Source organism: Antarctobacter aquimaris, assembly GCF_900184945.1.
Lineage (GTDB): Bacteria > Pseudomonadota > Alphaproteobacteria > Rhodobacterales > Rhodobacteraceae > Maliponia > Maliponia aquimaris.
In genome coordinates this window covers 413160-437468 of the sequence record NZ_FXYF01000004.1, presented here as the reverse complement: position 1 = coordinate 437468, position 24309 = coordinate 413160, and the positions used below count along the sequence as shown (strand labels likewise).

General features: G+C 67.4%; 25 protein-coding genes. 13 read left to right on the top strand and 12 right to left on the bottom strand.

The genetic code is table 11. The annotated features are described in order from the left end of the window. The first annotated feature begins 25 nt into the window (after window positions 1–25). The 4 genes from accD (at window position 26) to MAA8898_RS09995 (ending at window position 3956) form a co-directional block, all read left to right on the top strand. A complete protein-coding gene (gene accD / locus MAA8898_RS10010) occupies window positions 26–970 on the top strand; it encodes an acetyl-CoA carboxylase, carboxyltransferase subunit beta (RefSeq protein ID WP_094020846.1) in 945 nt (314 codons plus the stop codon). Window positions 971–998: 28 nt separating this feature from the next. Then, window positions 999–2282: a bifunctional folylpolyglutamate synthase/dihydrofolate synthase gene (locus tag MAA8898_RS10005; RefSeq protein WP_245853328.1), complete on the top strand. Its 1284-nt coding sequence runs from the start codon at window positions 999–1001 to the stop codon at window positions 2280–2282. A 196-nt stretch (window positions 2283–2478) separates the two neighbouring features. Then, window positions 2479–3099 (top strand): rhodanese-like domain-containing protein, encoded by a 621-nt coding sequence (locus MAA8898_RS10000; RefSeq protein WP_245853327.1) that lies wholly within the window; start codon window positions 2479–2481, stop codon window positions 3097–3099. 26 nt (window positions 3100–3125) lie between these two features. Continuing rightward, window positions 3126–3956, top strand: coding sequence for a LysM peptidoglycan-binding domain-containing protein (locus MAA8898_RS09995; RefSeq protein ID WP_094020845.1), 831 nt, complete (start codon window positions 3126–3128; stop codon window positions 3954–3956). A gap of 71 nt (window positions 3957–4027) precedes the next feature. On the opposite strand, the gene zapE is transcribed toward MAA8898_RS09995, so the two are convergent. Then, window positions 4028–5083 (bottom strand): cell division protein ZapE, encoded by a 1056-nt coding sequence (gene zapE / locus MAA8898_RS09990; protein WP_094020844.1) that lies wholly within the window; start codon window positions 5081–5083, stop codon window positions 4028–4030. Window positions 5084–5167: 84 nt separating this feature from the next. Between zapE and MAA8898_RS09985 the strand changes: the two genes are divergently transcribed. Both MAA8898_RS09985 and MAA8898_RS09980 read left to right on the top strand, forming a co-directional pair. Next, complete coding sequence (locus tag MAA8898_RS09985; RefSeq protein ID WP_094020843.1) at window positions 5168–5896, top strand: leucine-rich repeat domain-containing protein; 729 nt, start codon at window positions 5168–5170, stop codon at window positions 5894–5896. An 88-nt stretch (window positions 5897–5984) separates the two neighbouring features. Beyond that, the gene (locus MAA8898_RS09980; protein WP_094020842.1) at window positions 5985–7229 is read left to right on the top strand and encodes an MFS transporter; all 1245 of its coding nucleotides are present in this window, start codon (window positions 5985–5987) and stop codon (window positions 7227–7229) included. A gap of 60 nt (window positions 7230–7289) precedes the next feature. Here the strand turns inward: MAA8898_RS09980 and MAA8898_RS09975 are convergent, their stop codons facing one another. Genes MAA8898_RS09975 through MAA8898_RS09950 form a run of 6 tightly spaced genes read right to left on the bottom strand, consistent with a single transcriptional unit; the run spans window position 7290 to window position 11721 of the window. Further along, window positions 7290–8204: an alpha/beta fold hydrolase gene (locus MAA8898_RS09975; RefSeq protein ID WP_176445118.1), complete on the bottom strand. Its 915-nt coding sequence runs from the start codon at window positions 8202–8204 to the stop codon at window positions 7290–7292. After that, complete coding sequence (locus MAA8898_RS09970; protein ID WP_094020841.1) at window positions 8201–9109, bottom strand: ornithine cyclodeaminase family protein; 909 nt, start codon at window positions 9107–9109, stop codon at window positions 8201–8203. Before MAA8898_RS09970 ends, MAA8898_RS09975 begins: the two co-directional genes overlap by 4 nt. Continuing rightward, the gene (locus tag MAA8898_RS09965) at window positions 9106–9726 is read right to left on the bottom strand and encodes an HAD family hydrolase (RefSeq protein ID WP_094020840.1); all 621 of its coding nucleotides are present in this window, start codon (window positions 9724–9726) and stop codon (window positions 9106–9108) included. Before MAA8898_RS09965 ends, MAA8898_RS09970 begins: the two co-directional genes overlap by 4 nt. Beyond that, window positions 9723–10178, bottom strand: a complete 456-nt coding sequence (locus tag MAA8898_RS09960) for a YaiI/YqxD family protein (protein ID WP_094020839.1) — start codon at window positions 10176–10178, stop codon at window positions 9723–9725. Before MAA8898_RS09960 ends, MAA8898_RS09965 begins: the two co-directional genes overlap by 4 nt. A 57-nt stretch (window positions 10179–10235) precedes the next feature. After that, window positions 10236–11066 carry an S-formylglutathione hydrolase gene (gene fghA / locus MAA8898_RS09955; RefSeq protein WP_094020838.1) on the bottom strand — a complete coding sequence of 277 codons (831 nt, stop codon included), beginning with the start codon at window positions 11064–11066 and terminating at the stop codon, window positions 10236–10238. A 40-nt stretch (window positions 11067–11106) separates the two neighbouring features. Beyond that, the gene (locus MAA8898_RS09950; protein ID WP_094020837.1) at window positions 11107–11721 is read right to left on the bottom strand and encodes a TetR/AcrR family transcriptional regulator; all 615 of its coding nucleotides are present in this window, start codon (window positions 11719–11721) and stop codon (window positions 11107–11109) included. 217 nt (window positions 11722–11938) lie between these two features. On the opposite strand from MAA8898_RS09950, the gene mbfA reads away from it, so the two are divergent. The 6 genes from mbfA (at window position 11939) to MAA8898_RS09920 (ending at window position 17836) form a co-directional block, all read left to right on the top strand. Continuing rightward, the gene (mbfA, locus tag MAA8898_RS09945; RefSeq protein ID WP_094020836.1) at window positions 11939–12913 is read left to right on the top strand and encodes an iron exporter MbfA; all 975 of its coding nucleotides are present in this window, start codon (window positions 11939–11941) and stop codon (window positions 12911–12913) included. A gap of 280 nt (window positions 12914–13193) precedes the next feature. Continuing rightward, window positions 13194–14927: a dihydroxy-acid dehydratase gene (ilvD, locus tag MAA8898_RS09940; protein ID WP_094020835.1), complete on the top strand. Its 1734-nt coding sequence runs from the start codon at window positions 13194–13196 to the stop codon at window positions 14925–14927. A 3-nt stretch (window positions 14928–14930) separates the two neighbouring features. Then, entirely contained in the window at window positions 14931–15632 is a 702-nt protein-coding gene (locus MAA8898_RS09935) for a hypothetical protein (protein WP_094020834.1), read from the top strand. A 55-nt stretch (window positions 15633–15687) separates the two neighbouring features. Then, on the top strand, window positions 15688–16461 hold the full coding sequence (locus tag MAA8898_RS09930; RefSeq protein ID WP_094020833.1) for a DUF6478 family protein: 774 nt from the start codon (window positions 15688–15690) through the stop codon (window positions 16459–16461). Window positions 16462–16480: 19 nt separating this feature from the next. Continuing rightward, window positions 16481–16858, top strand: coding sequence for a hypothetical protein (locus tag MAA8898_RS09925; RefSeq protein WP_094020832.1), 378 nt, complete (start codon window positions 16481–16483; stop codon window positions 16856–16858). A 63-nt stretch (window positions 16859–16921) separates the two neighbouring features. Continuing rightward, a complete protein-coding gene (locus MAA8898_RS09920; protein ID WP_094020831.1) occupies window positions 16922–17836 on the top strand; it encodes a DMT family transporter in 915 nt (304 codons plus the stop codon). Window positions 17837–17840: 4 nt separating this feature from the next. Here MAA8898_RS09920 and MAA8898_RS09915 read toward each other — a convergent pair whose 3' ends face one another. From MAA8898_RS09915 to MAA8898_RS09895, 5 genes are all read right to left on the bottom strand, one after another. Continuing rightward, the gene (locus MAA8898_RS09915; RefSeq protein ID WP_094020830.1) at window positions 17841–19163 is read right to left on the bottom strand and encodes an NAD(P)/FAD-dependent oxidoreductase; all 1323 of its coding nucleotides are present in this window, start codon (window positions 19161–19163) and stop codon (window positions 17841–17843) included. Beyond that, on the bottom strand, window positions 19160–19978 hold the full coding sequence (locus MAA8898_RS09910; RefSeq protein ID WP_094020829.1) for an ABC transporter permease subunit: 819 nt from the start codon (window positions 19976–19978) through the stop codon (window positions 19160–19162). The genes MAA8898_RS09915 and MAA8898_RS09910 overlap by 4 nt, the downstream gene beginning before the upstream one ends. A gap of 37 nt (window positions 19979–20015) precedes the next feature. Further along, window positions 20016–20906 (bottom strand): ABC transporter permease subunit, encoded by an 891-nt coding sequence (locus MAA8898_RS09905; protein ID WP_094020828.1) that lies wholly within the window; start codon window positions 20904–20906, stop codon window positions 20016–20018. After that, complete coding sequence (locus MAA8898_RS09900) at window positions 20906–22324, bottom strand: ABC transporter ATP-binding protein (RefSeq protein WP_094020827.1); 1419 nt, start codon at window positions 22322–22324, stop codon at window positions 20906–20908. Before MAA8898_RS09900 ends, MAA8898_RS09905 begins: the two co-directional genes overlap by 1 nt. A gap of 62 nt (window positions 22325–22386) precedes the next feature. Next, window positions 22387–23472, bottom strand: a complete 1086-nt coding sequence (locus tag MAA8898_RS09895) for a polyamine ABC transporter substrate-binding protein (protein ID WP_176445117.1) — start codon at window positions 23470–23472, stop codon at window positions 22387–22389. A 161-nt stretch (window positions 23473–23633) separates the two neighbouring features. Between MAA8898_RS09895 and MAA8898_RS09890 the strand changes: the two genes are divergently transcribed. After that, complete coding sequence (locus tag MAA8898_RS09890) at window positions 23634–24284, top strand: GntR family transcriptional regulator (protein WP_094020825.1); 651 nt, start codon at window positions 23634–23636, stop codon at window positions 24282–24284. Window positions 24285–24309 lie beyond the last annotated feature (25 nt).

Sequence of the window (24309 nt, the reverse complement as noted above, 5' to 3'; positions counted from 1 at the left end):
CAGCCCGAATGACCGCGAGCCGTACATGAACTGGATCACCAACTACGTCCGTCCCCGGATCAACTCGATCTTTTCGCGCCGCGAGGTGCCGGATAACCTGTGGTCCAAGTGTGACGGCTGCGGCACGATGCTGTTCCACCGCGAGATCAGCGACAACCTGAACGTCTGCACCAGCTGCGGGCATCACATGCACATCACGCCGCGCGACCGCTTTACCGCGCTGTTTGACGGCGGCGTCTTTGCCGAGGTGGCGGTGCCCGACCCGCTGCCCGACCCGCTGCATTTCCGCGACCAGAAGCGCTATCCGGAACGGATGAAGGCGGCGCAGAAATCCACGCATGAAAAAGAGGCCATGCTGGTCGCCGCCGGAGAAATCGGCCACACGCCCATCGTGGCCGCGGCGCAGGACTTCAGCTTCATGGGCGGGTCCATGGGCATGTACGTCGGCAACGCGATCATCGCCGCGGCCAAGGAGGCGGTCAAGCTGCGCCGCCCGCTGGTCCTGTTCTCGGCCGCCGGGGGCGCACGGATGCAGGAGGGCATCCTGTCGCTGATGCAGATGCCGCGCACGACCGTGGCGGTGCAGATGCTGCGCGAGGCGGGGCTGCCCTACATCGTGGTGCTGACCCATCCGACGACCGGGGGCGTGACCGCCTCCTATGCCATGCTGGGCGACGTGCAGATCGCCGAGCCCAACGCGCTGATCTGCTTTGCCGGGCCGCGCGTGATCGAACAGACCATCCGCGAAAAGCTGCCCGAAGGGTTCCAGCGCGCCGAGTACCTGCTGGAACACGGCATGCTGGACCGTGTCACCGACCGGCGGCAGATGCGCGAGGAACTGATCGTGATCTGCCGGATGCTGATGAAGCTGCCGCCGCCGGTCTGGGGCGAGCTTCCCGCGCCGGGACCCGAGGACGCGGCCCCGGCGAAAGAGCCGAACAAGGCGCTGGACGAAGCCACGAAGGGCTGAGGCCCGTTTCTGCTGAAAGATGCTTCAGATGAGCGAATCCGTCCCCGGCTCTGACCTGCTGTTGCAGCGCATGATGACGCTGCACCCCAAGATCATCGACCTGACGCTGGACCGGGTCTGGCGCCTGCTCGAGGCGCTGGGCAACCCGCACGAGGCGCTGCCGCCGGTGGTGCACCTGGCCGGGACCAACGGAAAGGGATCCACCCTGGCGATGATCCGCGCCGGGCTGGAGGCGGCCGGGCACCGGGTGCACGCCTATACCTCGCCGCACCTGGCGCGGTTTCATGAACGCATCCGGCTGGGCGGCGAGTTGATTTCGGAACAGGCGCTGACGGCCGTTCTGGACGAATGCGCTGCCGCCAACGGGACGGAGACGATCACCTATTTCGAGATCACGACCTGCGCCGCCCTGCTGGCCATGGCGCGCGATCCGGCGGATTTCGTGCTGTTGGAGACCGGGCTGGGCGGGCGGCTGGACGCGACCAACGTGATAGCCAGGCCAGCGGCGACGGTGATCACGCCCATCTCCATGGATCATGAACAATACCTGGGCGACACGCTGGCCAAGATCGCCGGCGAAAAGGCAGGCATAATCAAACGCGGCGTGCCCTGCATCGTCGGCCCGCAACGCGACGAAGCGCTGGAGGTCATCGAGGCCCGTACGCAGGCGCTGGGTGCGCCGCTGATCGCGCATGGTCAGCACTGGCACGCCTGGGAGGAGCGCGGGCGGCTGGTGTTCCAGGACGAAAGCGGCCTGCTGGACCTGCCCTTGCCGGTGCTGCCGGGGGCGCACCAGATCCAGAACGCGGGCGCGGCGCTGGCCACGCTGCGACTGCTGGAACAGGGCGAGGCGGCCTTTGACGGTGCGCTGACCCGCGCGGAATGGCCCGCCCGGCTGCAACGGCTGCGGCGCGGCCCGCTGGTCGACGCGGCGCCGGGGGTGGAACTGTGGCTGGACGGCGGCCACAATCCCGGCGCGGGCGAGGTGCTGGCCGAGCACCTGGCGCGGCAGTCCGGGCGCGAAACGCACCTGATCTGCGGCATGCTGAACACCAAGGACGCGCGCGGCTTCCTGCGCCCGCTGGCCCCCCACGCGCAAAGCCTGACGGCGGTCTCGATCCCCGGCGAGGGCAACACCCTGCCGGCGGAGGAAACCGCGCGGCTGGCGGCCGAGGTGGGACATCGCGTCGGCGTGGCCGAAAACCTGGGCGAGGCGCTGCGGGCCATCGCGGCACACACCCCGGATGCGCGCGTACTGATCTGCGGCTCTCTCTACCTGGCCGGGAATGTCCTGCGCGAAGGGTCGTCCTGAGCGGTGCTGCTTTCGATCCCGTGAATTGAGAATCAGCCGAATCGGCTTGATTTACTGCGCAGAGCGTTTGAAGCGAATCGGTTTTTGTTGACTGATTCGCAGGCGTTCTTCTATATGTTGGCCAATTGCTGCGCTGGAACACTCATGGGAGGAGCGTTCTGCCGTATCTTGGGGGCAATAAGTGATGATGTACCAAATGCGTCGCGCATTTGCGCTTGGCCTCTGTCTGATTGCCGGTCCTTCCGTCTCCCAGGAGGTCCAGATCACACCTGACGCAGCCTTTCGGTCGTTCTGGATCAACGGCGAGAACATCGTGATCGAGCGCAACCAGGACACGTCGCACCGTCTCGACAGCGAATTCACCAAGACCTCGCGCCCCTGCCCGCCGTTCTGCATCCTGCCGATGTCCGCCGGTGCGGGCGTCGCCACCGTGGGCGAGCTTGAGGTGATGGCATTTCTCGAGGCCAAGGCGGCCAGGGGGGCCGGCCTGTTGGTCGACAGTCGTCTGCCCGAATGGTTCGTCAAGGGCACCATCCCCGGCGCGGTCAACGTGCCCTTTGCGACGCTGGACGCCGACAACCCCTATCGTGACCAGATCCTCCAGGCGCTGGGCGCACGCCAGGTCGGCAGCCGCTGGGATTTCAGCAACGCGCTGGAGCTGCTGATGTTCTGCAATGGACCCTGGAGCGATCAGAGCCCGCGCGCGGTCCGCAGCCTGCTGGACGCGGGCTACCCGCCGGAAAAGATCCTGTACTATCGCGGTGGCATTCAGGTCTGGTTGCAACTGGGCCTCACCGTCAAGCTGCCGACCGCCTGACGACGGATGCAGGAAGGGACCAGACGATGATCCGCATGATCCTTCTGAGCATCGCCTTCCTCGGCATGACCGCCGTGCTGATCATCTATCAACCGGGCGCGCAGCAGATACGGAACCGGCTGGATGCGGACAATGCGCTGGCGGTGACCCGCGCTGCGGGCGGACCGGACGGCATGCCGCCGCAGTCGGCCGCCGAGGCTGATCCGAGGGACGCGGCAGTTCCGGCGCACTTGCTGTCCGCAGCGCAAGATGGAACGGTGCCGATGGCTGGCGATCCTCTTCCGGCGCTGACCGCCGCCGTTCGGGCGGCACAGGTCGCGCGCGATGGCGGCCCGGTCCAGCCCCCTGCCGCCCAGCGCGTGACCCCGGAGTTGACCCCTGGGGCGGCGCAGGATGACCCGTTGTGGGCGATGACCGAAACTGTCCTGTCGACCCTCGGCGCCTCCACGCCCCGGGCGGCCACCCTTCAGGCCCTGGTGGTCGAGGCGCTGCGCGAAGGCCAGTCGGACGCCTATGTCGACGCCTTGCTGAACGAAGCGCGCCAGACCGGCAGCATCGTTGTCCCCGCGGCGTTGATCACGTCGGACGGCAAGGTGGATACCGGGACACTTCTGGCGGTGCTGGTGCAGCGTTCCGTGGGACCTGCTGCGCCGGCCCCGCCGCCGAAGGCGGCGGCCCCGGGGGCACCGTCACGGCGGGTCTACACGGTCCAGCCGGGCGACAGCCTCGCCGCGATCTCCTACCGTTTCTACGGAGAGACCATTCACCACAAGGACATCTTCGAGGCCAACCGGGACAAGATCGACGCCCCCGACCAAATCCGCACGGGTGTGACTTTGACGATCCCGCACCTCTGAACCAGACGACCACAGGCAAGCAGCGAGCAAAACTGGGGCCGGGCAAACCGGCCCCGTTCTTTTTTGGGGGCTCAGGCGCTCCAGTCGGCGGCCTGCATCTCGCGCAGGCGCGAGGCGGTGCGTTCGAACTCGAAACTGCCGGTGCCCTCGACATACAGCATCTCGGGCTGGGCGGCGGCAGAGGTGATCAGCTTGACCCGTGCCTCGTAGAGCGCGTCGATCAGGGTCACGAAGCGCCTCGCCTCGTTGAAGTTGTGGCGCGACAGGCGCGGCACGTTCTCGATGATCAGCACGCGCACGCTTTCGGCCAGCTTGAGATAGTCGGCCGGGCCCAGCATCCGCCCGCAGAGGTCAAAGAACGACGCCCGCGCCACCCCGTTGTGATAGCGCGGCAGGTCCACCTGCCGGCCCTGGACGTGCAGGGTCAGCGGCTCTTCCAGCCCGTGGGTCAGCTCTTCCCACAGCGCGTCGATCTGTTTGCGTGCGGCGGCGTCGGCGGGGGTGAAATAGACCTGCGCCCCGGCCAGACGGTCCTGTCGGTGGTCGCGCTCCGAGGCCAGTTCGCGCACCACCATGCGGTCCTTGAGCAGGGCGATGAAGGGCAGGAAAAGCTGGCGGTTGAGCCCGTCTTTGTAGAGGTCGTCGGGCACACGGTTGGAGGTGGTGACCACGGTGGTCCCGGCCTCGAACAGCTGTTCGAACAGGCGGCCGACGATCATCGCGTCGGCGATGTCGGTGATCTGCATCTCGTCGAAGGCCAGCACGCGGATCGCATCGCTGACGCCCTTGGCGACGGGCTTGATCGGGTCCTCGACCCCCTGCTTGCGCAGGCGGTGGATCTCGGCCTGGACCTCCTGCATGAAGGCATGGAAATGGACGCGGCGGGCGGGCACCTCCAGCGTCTCGACGAACAGGTCCATCAGCATGGACTTGCCGCGCCCGACGCCACCCCAGAGGTACAGCCCCTTGGGCGCCTCGACGGTGCGGCGGAAAAAGCCGCGCTTGACCGGCTGGGCCAGGTCCGCGCGCAGGCGCTCGAACTCGGGCAAGACGGCCAGCTGGGCATCGTCCGGTTTGAGCCGGCCTTCGGCGACTCGGGTGTCATAGAGGTGGAAAACCGTGGTCATGGCCTCCCTTAGCGCGTCATCCCCGCATTGTGTAGAGGGCGGGACCGTGCCACGCTGGCGCGGTGGAACGGGTTGGAGGCGGTTATGGGCGCGAGTGCGGACGAGGCGGCGCTGGAGGCGGCGATCCGGGAGGACATCCAGGACGCCAAGATCAACCGTCGGGACGGGCTGTCCTTTCTCTACTACGCGTCCGACGTGCCGATCCGGGCGTTGCCACCGCAGATCGGGCGGCTGGACTGGATGACCTGGCTGGATCTCGAAGGCACCCAGATCACCGACCTGTCGCCCATCGCGCCGCTGACCCGGCTGGAAAAGCTGGACCTGCGCGGTCTGCCGGTCACGGACCTGTCACCTCTGGCCGGCATGACGCGGATGGGCGCGCTGATGCTGGAAGGCACGGGGATCACTGACATCTCTGTCGCGGCACGGTTTCCAGACCTTCAGGAACTGCGGCTGGACGGCACGCAGGTGACCGATTTCGCGCCGCTGGCCGACTGCCGGGCGCTGCGCTGCCTGTCGGTGCGGCGGACGGCGTTTTCCGACCTCGGCCTGCTGGCCGATCTGCCCGAGCTGGAAACCCTGGACCTGACCGGAACGCAGGTGGACGACATCACGCCGCTCTTGCGGTTTCCACGGTTCATGGACCCGGACAGCGCGGCGAGCATCCTTCTTGACGACACCCCGGTGGTGACCCGCAACAAGGTGCTGGCGCGGATCAATGCCGACAGCGGCGATCCCCTGGTGCGCGCGCGGGACCTGATCGACCATCTCACCGGCGGCGGCCTGATGTCCGGCCGCATCGGCCACGCATAAGGTCATCTTGACCGACGCATCACGCATTCGAATTTGACGGTGGCGCGGCGACGGGGCAGACAATGCGGGCTTTGCAGGAGCCTGCCCCATGTCGAGTCGCGTCTCGTTGTTCACCCCGGTGCTGATCACCAGCTGCGTGATCATCATGGTCAGCTTTGCCATCCGGGCCAGCTTTGGCGTCTTCCAGATCCCCATCGCCGAGGAATTCGGCTGGGCGCGGGCCGAGTTCAGCCTGGCCATCGCGATCCAGAACCTGGCCTGGGGCATTGGCCAGCCGCTGTTCGGCGCCTTTGCCGAGCGGCTGGGCGACCGGCGCGCCATCGTGCTGGGCGCGGTGCTCTATGCCGCCGGGCTGGTGCTGTCGAGTTTTGCGACGGATCCCTTTTCCATGCAGGCGCTGGAGGTGCTGGTGGGCTTCGGCATCGCCGGCACCGGGTTCGGCGTGGTGCTGGCCGTGGTCGGCCGCGCCGCCAGCGACGAGAACCGCTCGATGTCGCTGGCGATCATCACGGCGGCGGGCAGCGCAGGGCAGGTCGTCGGCGCACCGCTGGCCGAGGCGCTGATGACGGTGATGAGCTGGCAGTGGGTCTTTGTCGTCTTCGCCTGCGCCATCCTGGCGGTGCTGCTGGTGCTGCCCGCCATGCGCGCCCCGGCCGCGACGAAGGCCGAACTGGAAGAGAGCATGGGCGCCGTGCTGACCCGCGCGTTCCGCGATCCGTCCTTTTCGCTGATCTTCATAGGGTTCTTTTCCTGCGGCTACCAGCTGGCCTTCATCACCGCGCATTTCCCCGCCTTCGTGACCGAGACCTGCGGGCCGATCGCCGTGGGCGGCATCCTGCATTCGGTGGGGATCACCACGACCTCGGCGCTGGGGGCGGTGTCGATCTCGCTGATCGGGGTGTTCAACATCCTGGGCACACTGTCGGCAGGTTGGCTGGGCAAGCGGTACACCAGGAAGTATCTGCTGGCGGGGATCTATACCGCGCGCACCATCGCCGCGGCGGTGTTCATCCTGCTGCCGATGTCACCGGCCAGCGTGCTGGTCTTTTCGGCGGTGATGGGGGCGCTGTGGCTGGCGACGGTGCCGCTGACCTCGGGGCTGGTCGCGCATCTCTACGGGCTGCGCTACATGGGCACGCTCTATGGCGTGATCTTTCTCAGCCACCAGTTGGGCGGGTTCCTGGGCGTCTGGCTGGGCGGGCGGCTGTACGACGTGTCGGGCAACTACACGCTGGTCTGGTGGATCGGCGTGGGGGTCGGGGCTTTGAGCGCGCTGGTGCACCTTCCGATCCGCGAGCGCCGCGCCCTGCCGGCGGTGGCAGTGGCGGCCTGACGGCTGGGGGCGCTGCCCCCAGACCCCCGGGAGTATTTTTGCAGAGAAGAAGCAGGGGCGTCAGGCCAGGATGGCCCGGGCGACCTGCGGGGTGTGGGTGTAGGTCAGGCCGTGGCCTGCGCCTGCGATCACCTCCTGGTGCGCGCTGCGGTTCCATTGCGCGAGGGTGCCCATGGCGCGGATCGGGATGACGCTGTCATCGCGGCCCCAGATGGCAAGCACCGGGGTGCCGGCCCTGGCGATCCTGCAGTGTTCGTCCTCCAGCGGGCGGGCCAGTTGGCCGCGCAGCGACGACAGGACCGCGCGCAGGTAGCCGCGGCGGGTCAGCTGAAAGAGCTGCTGGTCGGCGATGTCGGGGACCGAGCCGGGGGTGCCACGCTCGGACTCGATCCCGGTGTGCAGGATGCCGGGGTAGGCCATGTGAAAGAGCCAGTCGCCGATCAGCGGCACTTGCGCGGCGCGGCGGGAAAGGCTGCCCAGGTCGTGGCCCATGCCGGCGGGGGCGAGCAGGACCAGCCGGGCGATGCGTTCCGGGGCCTGGGCGGCCATGCAGGCGGCGATGGCGCCGCCCATGGAGTAGCCGATCAGGGTGACGGGGGCGGGGACCTGTACGTGTGCCAGCAGCTCCGTCAGTTGGCGGATGAAGAAGGCCGGTGTCTGCGCCCCGCGCGGGGCGTCGGAATAGCCGCGCCCGTAGAGGTCATAGGTCAGGACACGCTGGCCTGCCTTGACCAGGTGCGGAACGAGGCCCTGCCAGACAAAGCTGGGGGTGGTCAGGCCGTGGATGCAGACGGTGACGGGGCCGCTCTCGGGTCCGAACCACTGGTAGTGGGTGGTGCCGGAGGGGAGTTTCGCGAAGCCTCCCGGGGCCGCGTCGCGCAGGGCGGCGATCGGGGAGCGGCGCGCCTCGCGGCACATCGGCAGCGCGGCGGTGCCGAGAGCGGCGAGGGTCAGCGCGCCGCCGAGCAGGGTCATTTTTGCGACCAGGCGTCGAGGATGTAGCGCGCGCACATCAGGTCGAGATGCGCGCCGCCGCCGTTCTTGAACAGGGTGATCTCGTCGTCGCTGCGGCGGTGGAAGTCCTCGGGGTTGTAGTAGTCGGCGATGATGTCATGGCCGGTGATCAACCCGTTGGTGAAGGGGATCTTCAACTCGCCGATATGGGCCAGGGTGGTGTCGTAGCTGTCGACGAACAGGCGCGCGCGGGTGATGGCGGTGTCGTCGGCCTCGCGCATGTCGGGGCGGTAGGCGCCGATCAGGTCGAGGTGCTGGCCCGGTTGCAGCCAGGCGCCCTGGATGATCGGCTGGGTCGACATGGTGGCGGAGGTGACGATGTCGGCCGCCTTGACGGCGGTTTCCAGGTCCTCGGCCCAGGCGATGCCACGGTCCTCGGCAAAGGCACGGGCCTTGTCGGGGGTGCGGTTCCAGACGGTGAACTCGGCCTGCGGGAAGCCGGCGGAATAGGCCTCGTGCAGCGAAGCGCCCACTGTGCCTGCGCCGACGATCAGGATTTTGCGGCTGTCCGGGCGGGCGAGTTTCAGCGCGGCACAGAGGCTGTCGCCGGCGGTCTTCCACTTGGTCACCAGGTGGAAATCGACCACCGCCGAAAGGCTGCCGTCGGCATCGTCGAACAGGTTGACCGCGCCGCCGATCATCGGCTTGCCCTTTTCGGGGTTGCCGGGAAACACCGTCGCCGCCTTGACCGCGATGCCCAGCCCGTCGATCCAGGCGGAGCGGTTCAGCAGGGTGTCTTCGCCCCTGTAGAGAAAGACATCCGCGATCTCGGCCTTGGGCAGGCGGTGGCCGGCGTCGAGAGCCCGGGTGAGGGCCAGCCAGTCGAGATTTTTCTCGCCCTCGGCGAAGGGAATGATGGTGGTCATCGTGCCTGTTCCTCGGTCAGCAGCCCCTCGGTCACGAGGCGGTTTGCCCAGCACTGGGGGCCGGTGAAGAGATGGGTGTGCCAGCCCCGCGCGGCGGCGGTGGCGAGGTTGTCGGCGCGGTCGTCGGCAAACAGCAGCGCCGCGGCGGGCAGGCCAAGGTGATCCTCGACCATCTGGTAGATTTGCGGGTCGGGCTTGGTGACGCCCAAGTGGCCGCTGACAAAGGCGTGGTCGAATTCGTTGAGAAAATCGTAGCGCGGCGTGGCGATGGCCCAGGTGCCTATGCCGAAGTTGGTCAGCGCGTGGACCTTGTGGCCGTTGCCGCGCAGGGCGCGCAGCAGGCGGACGGAATGGGGAATGGCCGGGGTCGCCATCTCCAGCCAGTCGTCGTGCCAGAGGCGGATTTCCGCGGCCCACTCCGGGTTGCGATCGGCCCAGTCGTAGACGGTCTGCCGGAAATCGCCGCCGCGGTCGATGAGGTCGTTCATGCCGTGCAGGTCGAGCGCGGCGAACATGGCGCGGCGCCGCGCCTCGCCGATCTTTGCGTCGTAATAACGTTCGGGTTGCCATTCGATCAGCACGTTGCCGATGTCGAAGATCACCGCCTCTATGGTCATTGTGCGTCTTTCGCTGCTTGCCGGAGCGCGCGTTCCAGCGCGTCGAGGAAACGGCTGCGGTCAGCCTTTGTAAAGCCCTTGCCCGAGCCCTGGCGGAACGGGTCTGCGGCGCGCAGGTCGGTCATCAGGTCACGCATCGCCAGTTGCGCGCCGATATTGGCCTGTGTCAGCGCCGAGCCGTCCGGGCGCAGCACCTGCGCCCCCGCCGCGACGCATTTCGCGGCCAGCGGGATGTCACTGGTGATCACCACGTCACCCGGCTGTGCCTGTTCGGCGATCCACTTGTCGGCTTCGTCCGGGCCGTCGGGAACGATCCGGAGCGAGACCAGCGGGTTGCGCGAAGGCCGCAGGCCGCCATTGGCCACCAGCACCATCGGCAGACGGTGGCGGGTGGCGACGGTCTCGCACTCGGCCTTGACCGGGCAGGCGTCGGCGTCGACGTAGAGGGTCATGTCCGGCACCGCACCAAACCTGAGCGGACGAGGTCCCGGCGCGGGGCCGGGACGGGGTCATGCATGAAGCGCCTCGGCATGGAAGGCGACGTGATCCTCGATGAAGCTGGAAACGAAGAAATAGCTGTGGTCATAGCCGCGCTGCATCCGGAAGGTCGCGTCCTGGCGGCACGCGGCGATGGCATCGGCCAGCGCCTCGGGCTTCAGAAGGTCAAGGAACTGGTCGGTGCTGCCCTGGTCGATCAGGACAGGGCCGTCGAACCCGGTTTCGCGCATCAGCAGCGAGGAATCGTGCCGCCGCCAGGTGCTTTCGTCCGCGCCAAGATAGGCGCCAAGCTGCTTGCGCCCCCAGTCGGAGGCGGTGGGATTGGCGATCGGCGCGAAGGCCGACACCGAGGCAAAGCGCCCCGGCAGGTTCATCGCCAGTGTCAGCGCGCCGTGCCCGCCCATCGAATGCCCGGTGATCGCCTGCCGTTCCATGTCGACCGCGAAGTTCTGGCCCAGCAGGGCGGGCAGTTCCTCGGCCACGTAGTCCCACATGCGGAAATGCGGCGCCCAGGGGGCTTCGGTGGCGTTGACGTAGAAGCCGGCGCCCTTGCCCAGGTCATAGGCCTCGTCGTCGGCCACGTCCTCGCCGCGCGGCGAGGTGTCGGGAAAGACCAGCGCGATGCCGTGCTCGGCCGCCCAGCCCTGCGCGCCGGCCTTGACCATGGCGTTTTCATGCGTGCAGGTCAGCCCCGAGAGGTACCACAGCACCGGCACCGGCCCATGCGCGGCCTCTGCCGGCAGGAACAGGCCAAAGGTCATGTCGCAGCCGCAGGCCTGCGAGGCGTGGGTGTAGACACCCTGTACGCCCTCGAAACACTTGTTTTCGGATACCGTCTTCATCTTGTCTTCCTCTTGACTGTCCGGCAGGCAGGACCGCGCCTCACGCGCCGTACCGTGCCATGAAGGTCTCGACCGCGCCATCCACCACGCGCGTGATTTCGGCCTCGGAAAAACTGGTCTGGATGCCGAAGATGATCTTGGGCCACAGGTCGGCCTTGCAAAGTTCGGCGAACTGGTCCGAGGCGAGGTCGATGTCGTCGATGCGCAATTCGCCGCGGTCGCGGGCGGCGCGGAAATAATCCGTCATCACCCGGCGCATGATCATCGGGCCGCTCTGGTAGAACTGGCGGCCCAGCTGGGGAAAGCGGTCCGCCTCGGCGACGCAGATGCGAAAGATCCGCTGCCCGAAGTCGGAATAGAGAAAGCCCAGGAACTTGCGCCCGGCCTGGCCCAGCACCGCGCGGGGCGGCTGTTTCATGTCCATCGACAGCACCGCCTCGTCGGCCTGGTGGCGGCACTGGGCGCTGGCCACCTCGATGAACAGCAGCCGCTTGTCGGGGAAATAGCTGTAGAGTGTGGCCTTGGACACGCCGGCCTGGCGGGCGATCTCGTCGACGCTGGCGCCTTCGAACCCGTCGCGCATGAAGACTTCGCGCGCGCCCTCGATCACCTGGTCGAACTTGCGTCCCTTGCGGACCAGAGCCTCTGCCGTCATCTCGTCCCTCCCCTGGGTTCGGCGACTATAAACCGCGCAGTTCAGTTCCGGCAAGCAAGCCCGCTTGCCCGCCCCGATGCGCCGCCCCGCAGCACGATGCCTGCGCGTGATGCATGACATGTCGGGGCCGGGGGCGGCGATGGCAAGGGTCGGTGTCCAGGGGGTTGAGGTTTGGCGCGCGCGGGATAGATTGGAATGATTCTAAGAAAGGACCATCATGCTGAACATGGGCTACCGCCGCCAGTTCAAGGACCTGACAGAACAGGAAGTCCTGGCGCTGGCGATTTCCTCCGAAGAGGACGACGCACGCATCTACCGCAGCTTTGCCGAACGTCTGCGGGCGGACTATCCCGACACCGCCAAGGTGTTCGAAGGGATGGCAACCGAGGAGGACGGCCACCGCCGGGCGCTGATCGACCTGCATGTCCGCCGCTTTGGCGAGGTCATCCCGCTGATCCGTCGCGAGCATGTGGCAGGTTTTTATGCCCGCAGACCGGTCTGGCTGACCGAAAACCTCTCGCTCGACCGTATCCGCGAGGAAGCGGCGAACATGGAGCGGGATGCCGAACGCTTTTACCACATCGCGGCGCAGAACGCGCAGGACGCGGATACCCGCAGGCTGCTGGGCGATCTGGCGGCGGTCGAGGCCAAGCACCAGGACGCGGCGCACAAGCTGGAACAGAAGCACCTGCACGAGGACGCCCGCAGCGAGGAGGACGACCGTGCCAAGCGGCAGTTCGTGCTGACCTGGGTGCAGCCGGGGCTGGCCGGGCTGATGGACGGCTCGGTCTCGACCCTGGCGCCGATCTTTGCCACCGCCTTTGCCACGCAGGACACCTGGACCACCTTCCTGGTCGGCCTGGCCGCCAGCGTCGGCGCCGGGATCTCGATGGGCTTCACCGAGGCGGCGTCGGATGACGGCACGCTGTCGGGCCGCGGGTCGCCGATCAAGCGCGGCATCGCCGCCGGGGTGATGACCACCCTGGGCGGGCTGGGCCACGCGCTGCCCTACCTGATCCCGCATTTCTGGACCGCGACGACCATCGCGCTGGTCGTGGTCTTTGTCGAGTTGTGGGCCATCGTCTGGATCCAGATGCGCTACATGGAGACCCCGTTCCTGCGCGCCACCTTCCAGGTTGTGCTTGGCGGAGCGCTGGTGTTCGCGGCGGGTGCATTGATTGGCGCGGGCTGACGACGGGCGCCGCCCGGTCAGCGCTGCGCGCAACATCGCCCCACCCGCCGTCTCATCGGGCGCGGCCCTCGGGCCGTGCGCACATCGGTGACCGGACTTGGGTATTTCTACAGAGAAGAAACTCCGGGTGCGACCTGTTGCTTCTTCTCTGCAAAAATACCCAAATGGCCACGCTGTCCGCCTCGGCTGCCGCTGGTATACCATCCATCGCTTGACGCTTGTGCCGTGCGGAGCGCTTCGCTATTCCAAGTCAAAGCCATTTCGCGGGAGGAGCCTCCAGATGCTCAAGCGTCCATTCGACAAGTCCAAACTGCCCAGCCGCCATGTGACCGAGGGCCCCGAGCGGGCGCCGCACCGGTCCTTTCTCTATGCCATGGGCCTGTCCGAGGACGAGATCCATCAGCCGCTGGTCGGCGTCGCGACCTGCTGGAACGAGGCCGCGCCCTGCAACATCTCGCTGAACCGGCAGGCCCAGGCGGTCAAGCTGGGCGTCAAGGAAGCCTCGGGCACGCCGCGCGAGTTCACGACCATCACCGTCACCGACGGCATCGCCATGGGACACGAGGGCATGCGGTCGTCGCTGGCCTCGCGCGAGGCGATTGCCGACACCGTCGAGCTGACCATGCGGGGCCACGGCTATGACGCGCTGGTGGGCCTCGCGGGCTGCGACAAGTCGCTGCCGGGGATGATGATGTCCATGGTGCGTCTGAACGTGCCGTCGGTCTTTGTCTATGGCGGTTCGATCCTGCCGGGCAAGTACAAGGGCCGCGACATCACCGTCCAGGACGTATTCGAGGCCGTGGGCCAGCACCAGGCCGGCGCCAACAGCGACGAGGAACTGCGCGCCATCGAAAAGGCCGCCTGCCCCAGCGCCGGCGCCTGCGGCGGCCAGTTCACCGCGAACACCATGGCCTGCGTGTCCGAGGCGATCGGCCTTGCACTGATCAACTCGTCCGGCGCGCCCGCCCCCTACGAGAGCCGCGATGCCTACGGCACCGCCTCGGGCATCGCCGTCATGCGCCTGCTGGAGCTGAACATCCGCCCGCGCGACATCGTCACCCGCAAGTCGCTGGAGAACGCCGCGCGCGTCGTCGCCTGCACCGGTGGATCGACCAACGCGGGCCTGCACCTGCCGGCCATCGCGCACGAGGCGGGGCTGGAGTTCTTCCTGGACGACGTCTGCGACATCTTCCGTGACACGCCCTATTTCGTCGACCTCAAGCCGGGCGGGAACTATGTCGCCAAGGACCTCTACGAGGCGGGCGGCGTGCCGGTGGTGATGAAGGAGCTGCGCAAGGCGGGCCTGATCCACGAGGATTGCATGACTGCCTCTGGCCGCACCATGGGCGAAGAGATCGACCTGATCGAGCGCGAGGCCGACGGCAAGGTGATCTACCCGATCGAGACACCGATCACCAAGACCGGCGGTGTCGTGGGCCTGAAGGGCAATCTTGCCCCGCAGGGCGCCATCGTGAAGGTGGCCGGCATGAAGGCCGACGAGCAGGTGTTCAGCGGCCCGGCCCGCGTCTTCGAATGCGAGGAAGACGCCTTTGCCGCCGTCAAGGCGCGTTCCTACAAGGAAGGCGAGGTGCTGGTCATCCGCAACGAGGGCCCCGCCGGCGGCCCCGGCATGCGCGAGATGCTGTCCACCACCTCGGCGCTGTCCGGCCAGGGCATGGGCAAGAAGGTGGCGCTGATCACCGACGGCCGTTTCTCGGGTGCGACGCGCGGCTTCTGCGTGGGTCACGTCGGGCCGGAAGCGGCGCATGGCGGGCCGATCGCGCTGCTCAAGGATGGCGACATCATCACCATCGACGCGATCAAGGGCACGCTGGACGTGGACCTGACCGAAGACGAAATGGCCGCGCGCAAGGCCGAGTGGAAAGGCCCGCGCGAGACGATCTACGCCTCGGGCGCGCTGTGGAAATACGCGCAGCTGGTGGGCGAGACCTACCGCGGAGCGGTGACGCATCCCGGCGGCGCCGAGGAAAAGCACGTCTACGCGGATCTCTGATCCATGGCGGCGCGCTTGTGGGTGTGCGCCGCGGGCGCGCTGCTGGTGTCGGGGTGCCTTGCCCTGACACCTCAGGCAGACCGTGACACGGGAACCGGCACCGACACAAAGGCGCTGGTTTCCGGGTCTGTCGCGTCAGGTCGCGCCCCGCTGGCCAAGGCCAGTCTTGCGGGCGGCGACGTGGTCGTGGCCGGACCAAGGGGCTACTGCATCGATCCCGAGACCAAGAGCGCCGGGCCGGAACGCGGCTTTGCGGTCATCGCCTCCTGCCACATCCTGAGCGACGGCAAGGCCGGGGAAGAGGTGCCGCCGATGCTGGTGACCATCACGGTCGGCCCGCGCGGCGACAGCCAGGACCTGCCGACCGCCGAGGGACTGGCGCGCGCCTCCGGTGCGCAGCTGATCACCTCGAAACGCACCGATCTGCGGGTGACGGCCCACCTGGCGACCGGCGGCGAAGGCAAGTTCGAAGGCAGCGACCCGCGCTATTGGCGATCTGCCTTCGTGCAGGGAAACCGGATGGTCGGACTCGCGCTCTATGCCCCCAGGGGCAGCGCGTTGGCCGGGGATGGCGGCGCCGCGATGCTGGACCGGGTCAGCGACATCATTGCCCGGCAAAGCGCCGACGCGGCCAGGCCGGCGCGGACGCCGATCTTGCGTAAGGGCGTGCTGGGGCGTTTATTCAATCCTCAGGATTTGCCATAATAGTTTCGGGATCGGAAACGGTTTTCCGTAACCGGACGGCAGGATCGGCGGTGGTATGGGCAGCGACGGGCAGGGATGGTTGGACCGGGCGGTTCAGGTGCGGGGATTGCGCCGCTGGACCCGTCTGGCCCGCGCCGCGCCGGACACCGACCTGCCCGAATTGCGCCGTCAGAGGACGATGGCCCGGCGGCTCAAGACCCGGCTGGACGAACTGATTCACGTGGCCGACGCGCGGCTGGCGCTGCCGATGATCGGCAACCAGAGCTTTCCGCGCCCGCAGGATTCGGACTGGGCCTGGCGCCCCGAGGTCTGGAGCGGTCCGCTGCCGGTGCAGGGCCTGGTCGACGTCCGGACCAAGGCCAGCCTGGGGCAGGAAACGACGCTGTTCCACGACTGCCCCCGTGCCGAGATGGCGCTGCGCCAGATCCGCAACCTGCGCGAGGCGGACCTGGCCGCCTTTGGCCTGCAACTGGATGTCTTTGCCTTTCAGGGGTCGTACCTGTCGTTGGCGATCGACCTGCCCGAGGCGGCGGTCGAGGGGCTGACACGTCAACACCTGATCCGGCTCGAGGCGACGGTGGAAATGGAGAAGCGGCTGGAGATATTTTCGCGGCTGAACGTGCGCCATGGACCGAACACCGAACAGGTGGTGCGCGAACTGCCCTTGCAGAAGGAAACCGTGTTCGTCGAGTTCGACCTGGCCTATACCCGTCTCAACGAAAAGCGGGTCGACAAGATGTGGCTGGACCTCATCTTCGAAGGGCCGCGGATGAACCGGATCGTGCTGCGGGACTTGACTCTCAGCCGCCGCAGACGGGCGCCGCTGTGACCGGACGGAAGAGGGGCAGATGACGGATTTGACGCTGACCAAGACCCGGTTCCGCGAAGGCGTCTGGGAGGGGCTGCTGGTGGCCACCACGGACGCCGATCCGATGCCCGAGGTCGGGGCGAGCCTTGAAGGCCGTCCCTTGCCCGGCGTCACGCTGACCCGCACCTCGGACCCCAGCCGCTGGGTCGTGGAAGTGCCGGTGCCGGTGGAGGCCTTGGGCGACGGCGTCAAGACGATCCTGATCCGCGATGCCCGCAGCGAAGAGGTGCTGGCCAGCTTTGCCCTGATCGCCGGAGAGGCGCTGGCCGACGACATCCGCGCCGAGGTGGCGCTGTTGCGCGCCGAACTGGACCTGTTGAAACGGGCATTCCGCAGCCATTGCCGGGAAACCCGGTGATCTCAGGCGATTGACGCTGGCGGCAGGGGGGTCCACTCTGGCGCGACCCGCGTAGGAGCCCCCATGTCCCCGCTGAGCGGCATCGCCCTGAAGCTGACCTCCGTCGTCCTGTTCACCATCATGGCCTCGTTCATCAAGGCCAGCTCGGCGCATGTGCCGACCGGGCAGGCAGTGTTCTTCCGGTCGTTTTTTGCCATGCCGGTGATCGTCGCCTGGCTGGCCATGCGTGGCGACCTCAAGACCGGGCTGAAGGCGCAGCGCCCGCTGATGCATGTCTGGCGCGGGCTGGTCGGGGTGACGGCGATGGGCTGCGGCTTTGCCGCGCTGGGCCTGCTGCCGCTGCCCGAGGTGACGGCGATCGGCTTTGCCGCGCCGATGATCACCGTGCTGCTGGCGGCGGTGCTGCTGGGCGAGCGGCTGCGCGTTTTCCGGCTGTCGGCGGTGGCGCTGGGGCTGGTGGGCGTGGTGATCGTGCTCTGGCCCCGGTTGCAATTCGACGGCGCGGCGGAAACCGCGGCGCTGGGTGTGGCGCTGGTGCTGGCCTCGGCGGTGATGCGGTCGCTGGCGCAGATCCAGATCCGCAAGATGGTGGCGACCGAACAGACCTCGGCCATCGTGTTCTATTTTTCGCTGACCGCGACGGGCTTTTCGCTGCTCACGGCGCCGTTTGGCTGGACCCTGCCGCCGGCGCATGTGCTGGCCATGCTGGTGGGGGCGGGGCTGATCGGCGGGGTGGCGCAGATCCTGCTGACTTCGGCCTACCGCTTTGCCGAGGCGGCGGTGATCGCGCCGTTCGACTATGCCTCGATCCTGTTCGCGATCCTGTTCGGTTACTGGTTCTTCGACGAGTCGCCGACCAGCATGGTGTTGGTCGGATCGGCCATCGTTGTGACGGCGGGCGGCATCATCATCTGGCGCGAACGCCAGCTGGGCCTGCAACGCGGCAAGGCGCGTCCGACGATGACTCCGCAGGGCTGAGGCGTCAGAGGTCCAGCGCCTCGGCCACGGCATAGGCCGGGGCCAGCAGCAGGCGGCGATACCGGCCGAGGGGAAAGCGCGGCGGCTCAGACGCCAGCCACTCCGGTGCGGGGCCTTCGGGCGCCCGGCCCAGCATGCGCTGCGCCACCAGGTGCCCGGCGTAGGAGCCCATCGCCACCCCGTTGCCGTGATACCCCAGCGCGGCGAACAGCCCGGCGTGGCCCGGCACCGCGCCGACAAAGGGTGTCAGCGTGCGCATCAGGCAGACCAGGCCGGACCATTCATGCGTGATCTCCACGTCCCGCCACGCGGGGAACAGACGGTTGAAATTGGCATGGATGCGGCGCGAGATGCGCGCCTGCGCGGTCTCGGTCGCGTACAGACCGCCGCGCATCCCGAACAGGAACCGCCCGTCCGGCAACAGCCGGAAGTAGTGCAGCAGGAACCGCGTGTCATAGGCCATCTGCGATGACCACCAGCCCGCCGCGCGCTGTTCGTCCTGCGACAGGGGGCGGGTGACGATGACGGTGGACTGCGCCGGCAGGGTGCGGGCGCGCATCCACGGCGGCAGGTCCTCGTGGCTGTAACCGTTGGTCGCGAGAACGATCCTGTTCGCCGTGACCGTGCCGCCGGGCGTGCGCAGGCGCCAGCCCGCGGCGAGACGTTCCAGCGCGGTGACCGGGCTGTGCGCCATCAGGCGCGCCCCGGCGGTTTGGGCCGTCCGCGCCAATCCGGCATGGTACTTGCGCGGGTTCAGTGCAAAGCCCACCGGCACCGTCATCGCGCCATGCCAGGGCCCGCCCAGCCCCAGCGCCGGCAACTCGTCCTTGGTGTGCAACTCCACCGTCACGCCCAGTTCGGACGAGAGGACCGGTGCGCTGGCCTTGAGCGCGGCGAATTTCCGGGGGGTATGCGCCAGCAGGGTTTCGCCCTGCGAATGGCGGTCGACATCCCATCCATGCCTGTCGATCAGGCCCGAGACATGGGCGACGGCGGCCTGTTCCGTCGCGGCCCAGGCGCGTGCCGCGCCCGCACCAAAGCGACGCTCCAGCATCGCGTCCGAGGCCTTGGCCCCACCGAGGCAGCAGAACCCGCCGTTGCGCCCCGAGGCGCCCCAGCCGGGGTGGTCCGCTTCCAGCACGACCACAGATGCGCCCGCGCGCGCCAGGGTCCGCGCGGCGTTCAGCCCGGTAAAGCCGCCGCCGATGATCGCCACGTCCGTGGTCACATCGCCGTCAAGGCGTGGCCAGTCCCCGGGCGCGACGGTGTCGGCCCAGAAACAGGCGCCCTGCGGCCCGTAGGCGGGCGGCTCGAACAGGCGGGTCACGAGGTGCGCAGGGCGGCCTGTTCGTCGCGGGCGCGCTGAACGGCGGCGCGTTTCGAGATCAGCGAGGCGGTGATCACCCCGACCGTCACGATGCCGATCATGATGGTCGACAGCGCGTTGATCTCGGGCGACACGCCTAGGCGCACGGCGGAAAAGACCTTGATCGGCAGGGTCGTCGCCCCGGGGCCGGTGGTGAAGCTGGCGATCACCAGGTCGTCCAGCGACAGCGTGAAGGCCAGGAGCCAGCCCGAGATCACCGCCGGCGCGATGATCGGCAAGGTGACCAGAATGAAGGCCTCCAGCGGCGAGGCGCCCAGGTCCAGCGCCGCCTCTTCGAGCGACTGGTCAAAGCTGGCCAGCCGCGACGACACCACGACCGAGACGTAGCACATGGCAAAGGTGGTGTGCGCCAGCACGACGGTGAACACGCCCCGGTCCAGACCGATGCCGATGAACAGCAACAGCAGCGACAGGCCGGTGATGACTTCGGGCATCACGAGCGGCGCGTAGATCATGCCGGAAAACAGCGTGCGCCCGGGAAAGCGGCCGGCGCGAACCAGCACGTAGGCCGCCATGGTGCCCAGCACGGTGGCCATGCACGACGAGAAGAAGCCCACGCGCAGGGTGACCCAGGCGGCGTCGAGGAACTCCTTGTTGCGCAGAAGCTCGCCGTACCACTTGGTCGAAAAGCCGGCCCAGACGGTGACAAGGCGGCTCTCGTTGAACGAGTAGATCACCAGCAGCACCATCGGCAGATAGAGGAAGGCAAAGCCGAGCGTCAGCGAGGTGACGTTGAACCAGGAAAAACGTCTCATGTCCGGGCCTCGCACAGGGGGGTGCAGCGGGGGGCTGTCAACGGTTTGCCTCCCGCGCCTTCTCTTCCGACCGCTGGAAGAGGATGATGGGAATGATCAGGATCAGCAGCAGGATCACCGCCACCGCCGAGGCCACCGGCCAGTCGCGGTTGGAGAAGAATTCCTCCCACAGGATCTTGCCGATCATCAGCGTGTCCGACCCGCCCAGCAACGAGGGGATGACGAATTCGCCCAGCGAGGGGATGAAGACCAGGAAACAGCCGGCGATGATCCCGTTGCGCGACAGCGGCACGGTCACCAGCCAGAAGGTCTGGATCCTGGAACATCCCAGATCCACGGCGGCCTCCAGCAGGCTTTCGTCCAGCTTTTCCAGCGCCGAGTAGATCGGCAGGATCATGAACGGCAGGTAGGTGTAGACGATGCCGATGTAGACCGCGGTGTTGGTGTTGAGGATCGTCAGCGGCGTGTCGATCAGCCCGAGGAACATCAGGAACTGGTTCAGCGTGCCTTCGGTCGACAGGATGCCCATCCAGGAATAGACCCGGATCAGGAACGAGGTCCAGAATGGCAGGATCACCAACATCAGCAGCGTCGGCCGCCATTCCTGCGGCGCGCGGGCCATGGCATAGGCCACCGGGTAGCCCACGCAAAGGGTGATGAAGGTCGCCGTGACGGCGATCTGGAGCGAGCTGAGATAGGCCTTCCAGTACAGCGCGTCCGTGGTCAGGAAGGTGAAATTCTCGAAGTCCAGCCCGGACAGGAAGGTCCGGATACCGGTCCAGCCTTCGCTCAGGTCCAGCTGCGGCATGTAGGGCGGCCGGGCCAGCGCGGTGTCCGACAGCGAGATTTTCAGGACGATGAGAAAGGGCACCAGGAACAGCGCCAACAGCCACAGGTAGGGCAGGGCGATGAGGACGACGCGGCGCATCATTCGTCCTTCAGCACGACGCCGGCGGTGGCGGTGAAGCTCAGCCAGACCTCGTCCTGCCAGGTGATGTCACGGCGCGAGATGCGCCGGGTGTTGGCGGCCTGCGCCTTGAGCATCAGGCCCTTTGCGACCTCGACGTGGTAGGTCGAGATGTTGCCGAGGTAGGCGATGTCGATCACCTTGCCCCTGAGCGCGTTGGCGGCGGCAGGCTTTTCCTTGGAGATGCCCAGCTTTTCGGGGCGCAGCGCCAGCACGACGGGATGGCCGTCAAGGTCGGCAGTACCGTTGACGGCGATCAGCGGCGGCAGGCCCTCGGCCCAGCGGATCTCGATCCCGCCGGGCGGGATCTGAGGCGCGGCACCGGGCGCGGCGGCGGGTTGCAGCGCCGGTTCGTCAGCCGGGCTTTCGTCGCCGACCTCGGGCGGCGGCAACTGGCGCGGCGGTTCGTCAATCCACTTGCCGACGATCGGGGCCAGCACCTTGTCATGCAGGGCGCGGCCCAGGGCGTTGGGCTTGGGGCCCACGGTCTGGGGCTGCGGCGCAGTCTCGACGGCGGGTTTGGCGGCGGCCTCTGCCGCGGGTGCAGGGGCCGGTTCCGCGGTGGGCGCGGGCGCGGGGGCGGGGGTCTGCGCCGGGCGCGCCTTGGCGATGCCACGGATCAGGTTCACGTTGCCGATGAAGTCGGCCACGTAGACCGAGTTCGGCGCCTCGTAGATCACGTCCGGGGTGGCGACCTGGGCGATGCGGCCTTCGCTCATGACCGCGACGCGGCTGGCGACGGTCATCGCCTCTTCCTGGTCATGCGTCACGATGATGAAGGTGGTGCCGGTCTTTTCCTGGATGTCGACCAGTTCGAACTGCGTCTCTTCGCGCAGCTTCTTGTCCAGCGCGCCCAGCGGTTCGTCGAGCAGCAGCAGCTTGGGCGCCTTGGCCAGGCTGCGCGCCAGCGCCACGCGCTGCCGCTGGCCGCCGGAAATCTGGTGCGGCTTGCGCTGGGCAAAGCGCTCCAGCCGGGTCAGGCGGAGCATTTCCTTGACCCGCTCGTCGATCTGCTCCTTGGACTTGCGTTCGCGCCGCAGGCCAAAGGCGATGTTGTCGTAGACCGACAGGTGCGGAAACAGCGCGTAGCTCTGGAACATCATGTTCACGGGGCGCTTGTTGGGCGGCACATGTCCGATGTCGACGCCGCCCAGCAGGATGGCGCCCTCGGTCGGTTCCTCGAAGCCCGCCAGCATCCGCATCAGCGTGGTCTTGCCGCAGCCGGACGGGCCGAGCAGGGCAAAGAATTCCTTTTCGTAGATGTCCTGGGTGAGGTTGTCGATGGCGGTGAAATCGCCGAATCGCTTGGTCACGCCCTTGAACTGGATGAGCGGTTTTGCCTCGGGATCGTTCCAAGGGGCAAAGACGGGTCCGGCCATATCATTCCACCACTGAAGTCAGGAAACGCGCCGCCCGGTCGGGCGGCGCGCAGGTCAGAGGCTCAGGTGCCCGACTTGACCTTGGTCCACATGCGGGTCAGCGACCGCTGCTCCCTGGGTGAGAAGGGCGTCGTGGTGTAGAGGTTGTCCAGCGCTGCCGCGTCCGGGTAGATCGCGGTGTCGCCGATCACGTCCTCGACCAGGAATTCCTGCGACGCCTTGTTGCCGTTGGCGTAGTAGACGTAGTTCGAGGCCGCGGCCGCGTTCTGCGCATCCATGATGAAGTTCAGGAACACATGGGCGCCCGCCGGGTTCGGGGCGTCGACCGGGATGGCCATCTGGTCGAACCACATCAGCGCACCCTCGGAGGGCGCGTTGTAGGCGATCTCGACGCCGTTCTCGGCCTCGGCGGCGCGGTCGCGTGCCTGCAGGATGTCACCCGACCAGCCGAAGGCCACGCAGATGTCGCCGTTGGCCAGCGCGTTGATGTATTCCGAGCTGTGGAATTTCTGCACGTAGGGACGGACGCCCATCAGGACCTCTTCGGCCTTGGCCAGCGCCTCGTCGTCCTTGCGGTCCGGGTCGAGCCCGGCATAGGCCAGCGCCGCGGGCACCACCTCGACGGGCGCGTCCAGCAGGTGCACGCCGCAGGCGGCCAGCTTTTCCATGTTGGCGGGGTCGAAGATCAGCGCGAGGCTGCCAATCGGCGCGTCGTCCCCCAGCAGTTCCTTGACCTTGCCCACGTTCACGCCGATGCCGGTGGTGCCCCACATGTAGTTGATCGAGTATTCGTTGCCCGGATCGTAGACGGCGGTCCGCTTGGAAATCACGTCCCACATGTTGTCGATGTTCGGCAGCTTGGACTTGTCCAGCGGCTGGAAGGCGCCCGCCATGATCTGACGCTGCAGGAAGGTGCCGGTGGGCACCACGACGTCATAGCCCGAACCGCCGGCCAGCATCTTGGTCTCGAGAACCTCGTTGCTGTCGAACACGTCGTAGATGAGGTCGATGCCGGTTTCCTGCTCGAATTTCTCCAGCAGGCTTTCGTCGATGTAGTCAGACCAGTTGTAGACGCGCACTTCCTCGGCGGCAGCCATGCCGGCCACGAGCGCAAGGGAAGCGGTCATTGTCAAAAGTGTCTTGGTCATCCAGTTCTCCCGTTGGTCACGGGGTCTCCAGTGCCCCGTCACCAATTTTTTGATCATAAGTTGCGTCGCGATGCAACTTCGGCGATGTTTCCACGGGTGACGAATGTGTGCAAGGGATGCTGCTCAGGCAGCAGGCAGGGGGGTCCTTTGTGATGACAATTATGGCAGAGACCCGGGCCGCGGCCGGTTTGCCGGCCCATGAACAGGTTTACCGCAACCTGCGCGACGCGATTCTGTTCGGGGCCCTTGCGCCCGGAGAACCCGTTACGATCAAGGGCTTGACCGAGCGGCTGGACGCCGGGATGACCCCGGTGCGCGAGGCGATCCGGCGGTTGACGGCCGAAGGTGCGTTGCAGGCGCTGGAGAACCGGCGAATCCAGGTCCCGATCCTGACCGAGGCGCTGGTGGCGGAACTGACCGAGGCGCGGATGGCGATCGAACCGAGGCTGGCCCGGCGCGCGGCAGAACGCGCGGACGCCGAGGACGTGGACCTGCTGGGAGAAGTCGACGGCCTGCTCGACCGGGCGATTCTGCGCGGCGACATCGAGGGCTACCTGCGCGAGAACCACGCCTTTCACGCGGTGCTGAACGGCATCGCCGATGCGCCGATCTTGCAATCGTTGACCGAGACGCTGTGGCTGCGCTTCGGGCCGTCGCTGCGGGTGGTCTGCGGGCAGTTGGGGACGCGGCATCTTCCGGATTGCCACAAGGATTTGCTGGCGGCACTCGAGGCGCGCGACCCTGACGCCGCGGCCCTGGCCGTCGAGGAAGACGTGTCGCAGGGCATGGGCATGATCCTGCAGAGCCTTTAGGGCAGGGGCAGTGGGTGGCACGATG

Coding starts and splice junctions, on each gene's coding strand:
- MAA8898_RS09975 (WP_176445118.1), bottom strand. CDS start 8,204: ATGACCCTGCTCGGCGGCGCGCTGACCCTCGCCGCTCTCGGCACCGCC.
- MAA8898_RS10005 (WP_245853328.1), top strand. CDS start 999: ATGAGCGAATCCGTCCCCGGCTCTGACCTGCTGTTGCAGCGCATGATG.
- MAA8898_RS09890 (WP_094020825.1), top strand. CDS start 23,634: ATGGCAGAGACCCGGGCCGCGGCCGGTTTGCCGGCCCATGAACAGGTT.
- zapE (WP_094020844.1), bottom strand. CDS start 5,083: ATGACCACGGTTTTCCACCTCTATGACACCCGAGTCGCCGAAGGCCGG.
- fghA (WP_094020838.1), bottom strand. CDS start 11,066: ATGAAGACGGTATCCGAAAACAAGTGTTTCGAGGGCGTACAGGGTGTC.
- mbfA (WP_094020836.1), top strand. CDS start 11,939: ATGCTGAACATGGGCTACCGCCGCCAGTTCAAGGACCTGACAGAACAG.
- MAA8898_RS09970 (WP_094020841.1), bottom strand. CDS start 9,109: ATGACCACCATCATTCCCTTCGCCGAGGGCGAGAAAAATCTCGACTGG.
- MAA8898_RS10000 (WP_245853327.1), top strand. CDS start 2,479: ATGCGTCGCGCATTTGCGCTTGGCCTCTGTCTGATTGCCGGTCCTTCC.
- MAA8898_RS09965 (WP_094020840.1), bottom strand. CDS start 9,726: ATGACCATAGAGGCGGTGATCTTCGACATCGGCAACGTGCTGATCGAA.
- MAA8898_RS09935 (WP_094020834.1), top strand. CDS start 14,931: ATGGCGGCGCGCTTGTGGGTGTGCGCCGCGGGCGCGCTGCTGGTGTCG.
- MAA8898_RS09895 (WP_176445117.1), bottom strand. CDS start 23,472: ATGACCAAGACACTTTTGACAATGACCGCTTCCCTTGCGCTCGTGGCC.
- MAA8898_RS09925 (WP_094020832.1), top strand. CDS start 16,481: ATGACGGATTTGACGCTGACCAAGACCCGGTTCCGCGAAGGCGTCTGG.
- MAA8898_RS09985 (WP_094020843.1), top strand. CDS start 5,168: ATGGGCGCGAGTGCGGACGAGGCGGCGCTGGAGGCGGCGATCCGGGAG.
- MAA8898_RS09980 (WP_094020842.1), top strand. CDS start 5,985: ATGTCGAGTCGCGTCTCGTTGTTCACCCCGGTGCTGATCACCAGCTGC.
- MAA8898_RS09930 (WP_094020833.1), top strand. CDS start 15,688: ATGGGCAGCGACGGGCAGGGATGGTTGGACCGGGCGGTTCAGGTGCGG.
- accD (WP_094020846.1), top strand. CDS start 26: ATGAACTGGATCACCAACTACGTCCGTCCCCGGATCAACTCGATCTTT.
- MAA8898_RS09905 (WP_094020828.1), bottom strand. CDS start 20,906: ATGCGCCGCGTCGTCCTCATCGCCCTGCCCTACCTGTGGCTGTTGGCG.
- ilvD (WP_094020835.1), top strand. CDS start 13,194: ATGCTCAAGCGTCCATTCGACAAGTCCAAACTGCCCAGCCGCCATGTG.
- MAA8898_RS09910 (WP_094020829.1), bottom strand. CDS start 19,978: ATGAGACGTTTTTCCTGGTTCAACGTCACCTCGCTGACGCTCGGCTTT.
- MAA8898_RS09920 (WP_094020831.1), top strand. CDS start 16,922: ATGTCCCCGCTGAGCGGCATCGCCCTGAAGCTGACCTCCGTCGTCCTG.
- MAA8898_RS09900 (WP_094020827.1), bottom strand. CDS start 22,324: ATGGCCGGACCCGTCTTTGCCCCTTGGAACGATCCCGAGGCAAAACCG.
- MAA8898_RS09960 (WP_094020839.1), bottom strand. CDS start 10,178: ATGACCCTCTACGTCGACGCCGACGCCTGCCCGGTCAAGGCCGAGTGC.
- MAA8898_RS09950 (WP_094020837.1), bottom strand. CDS start 11,721: ATGACGGCAGAGGCTCTGGTCCGCAAGGGACGCAAGTTCGACCAGGTG.
- MAA8898_RS09995 (WP_094020845.1), top strand. CDS start 3,126: ATGATCCGCATGATCCTTCTGAGCATCGCCTTCCTCGGCATGACCGCC.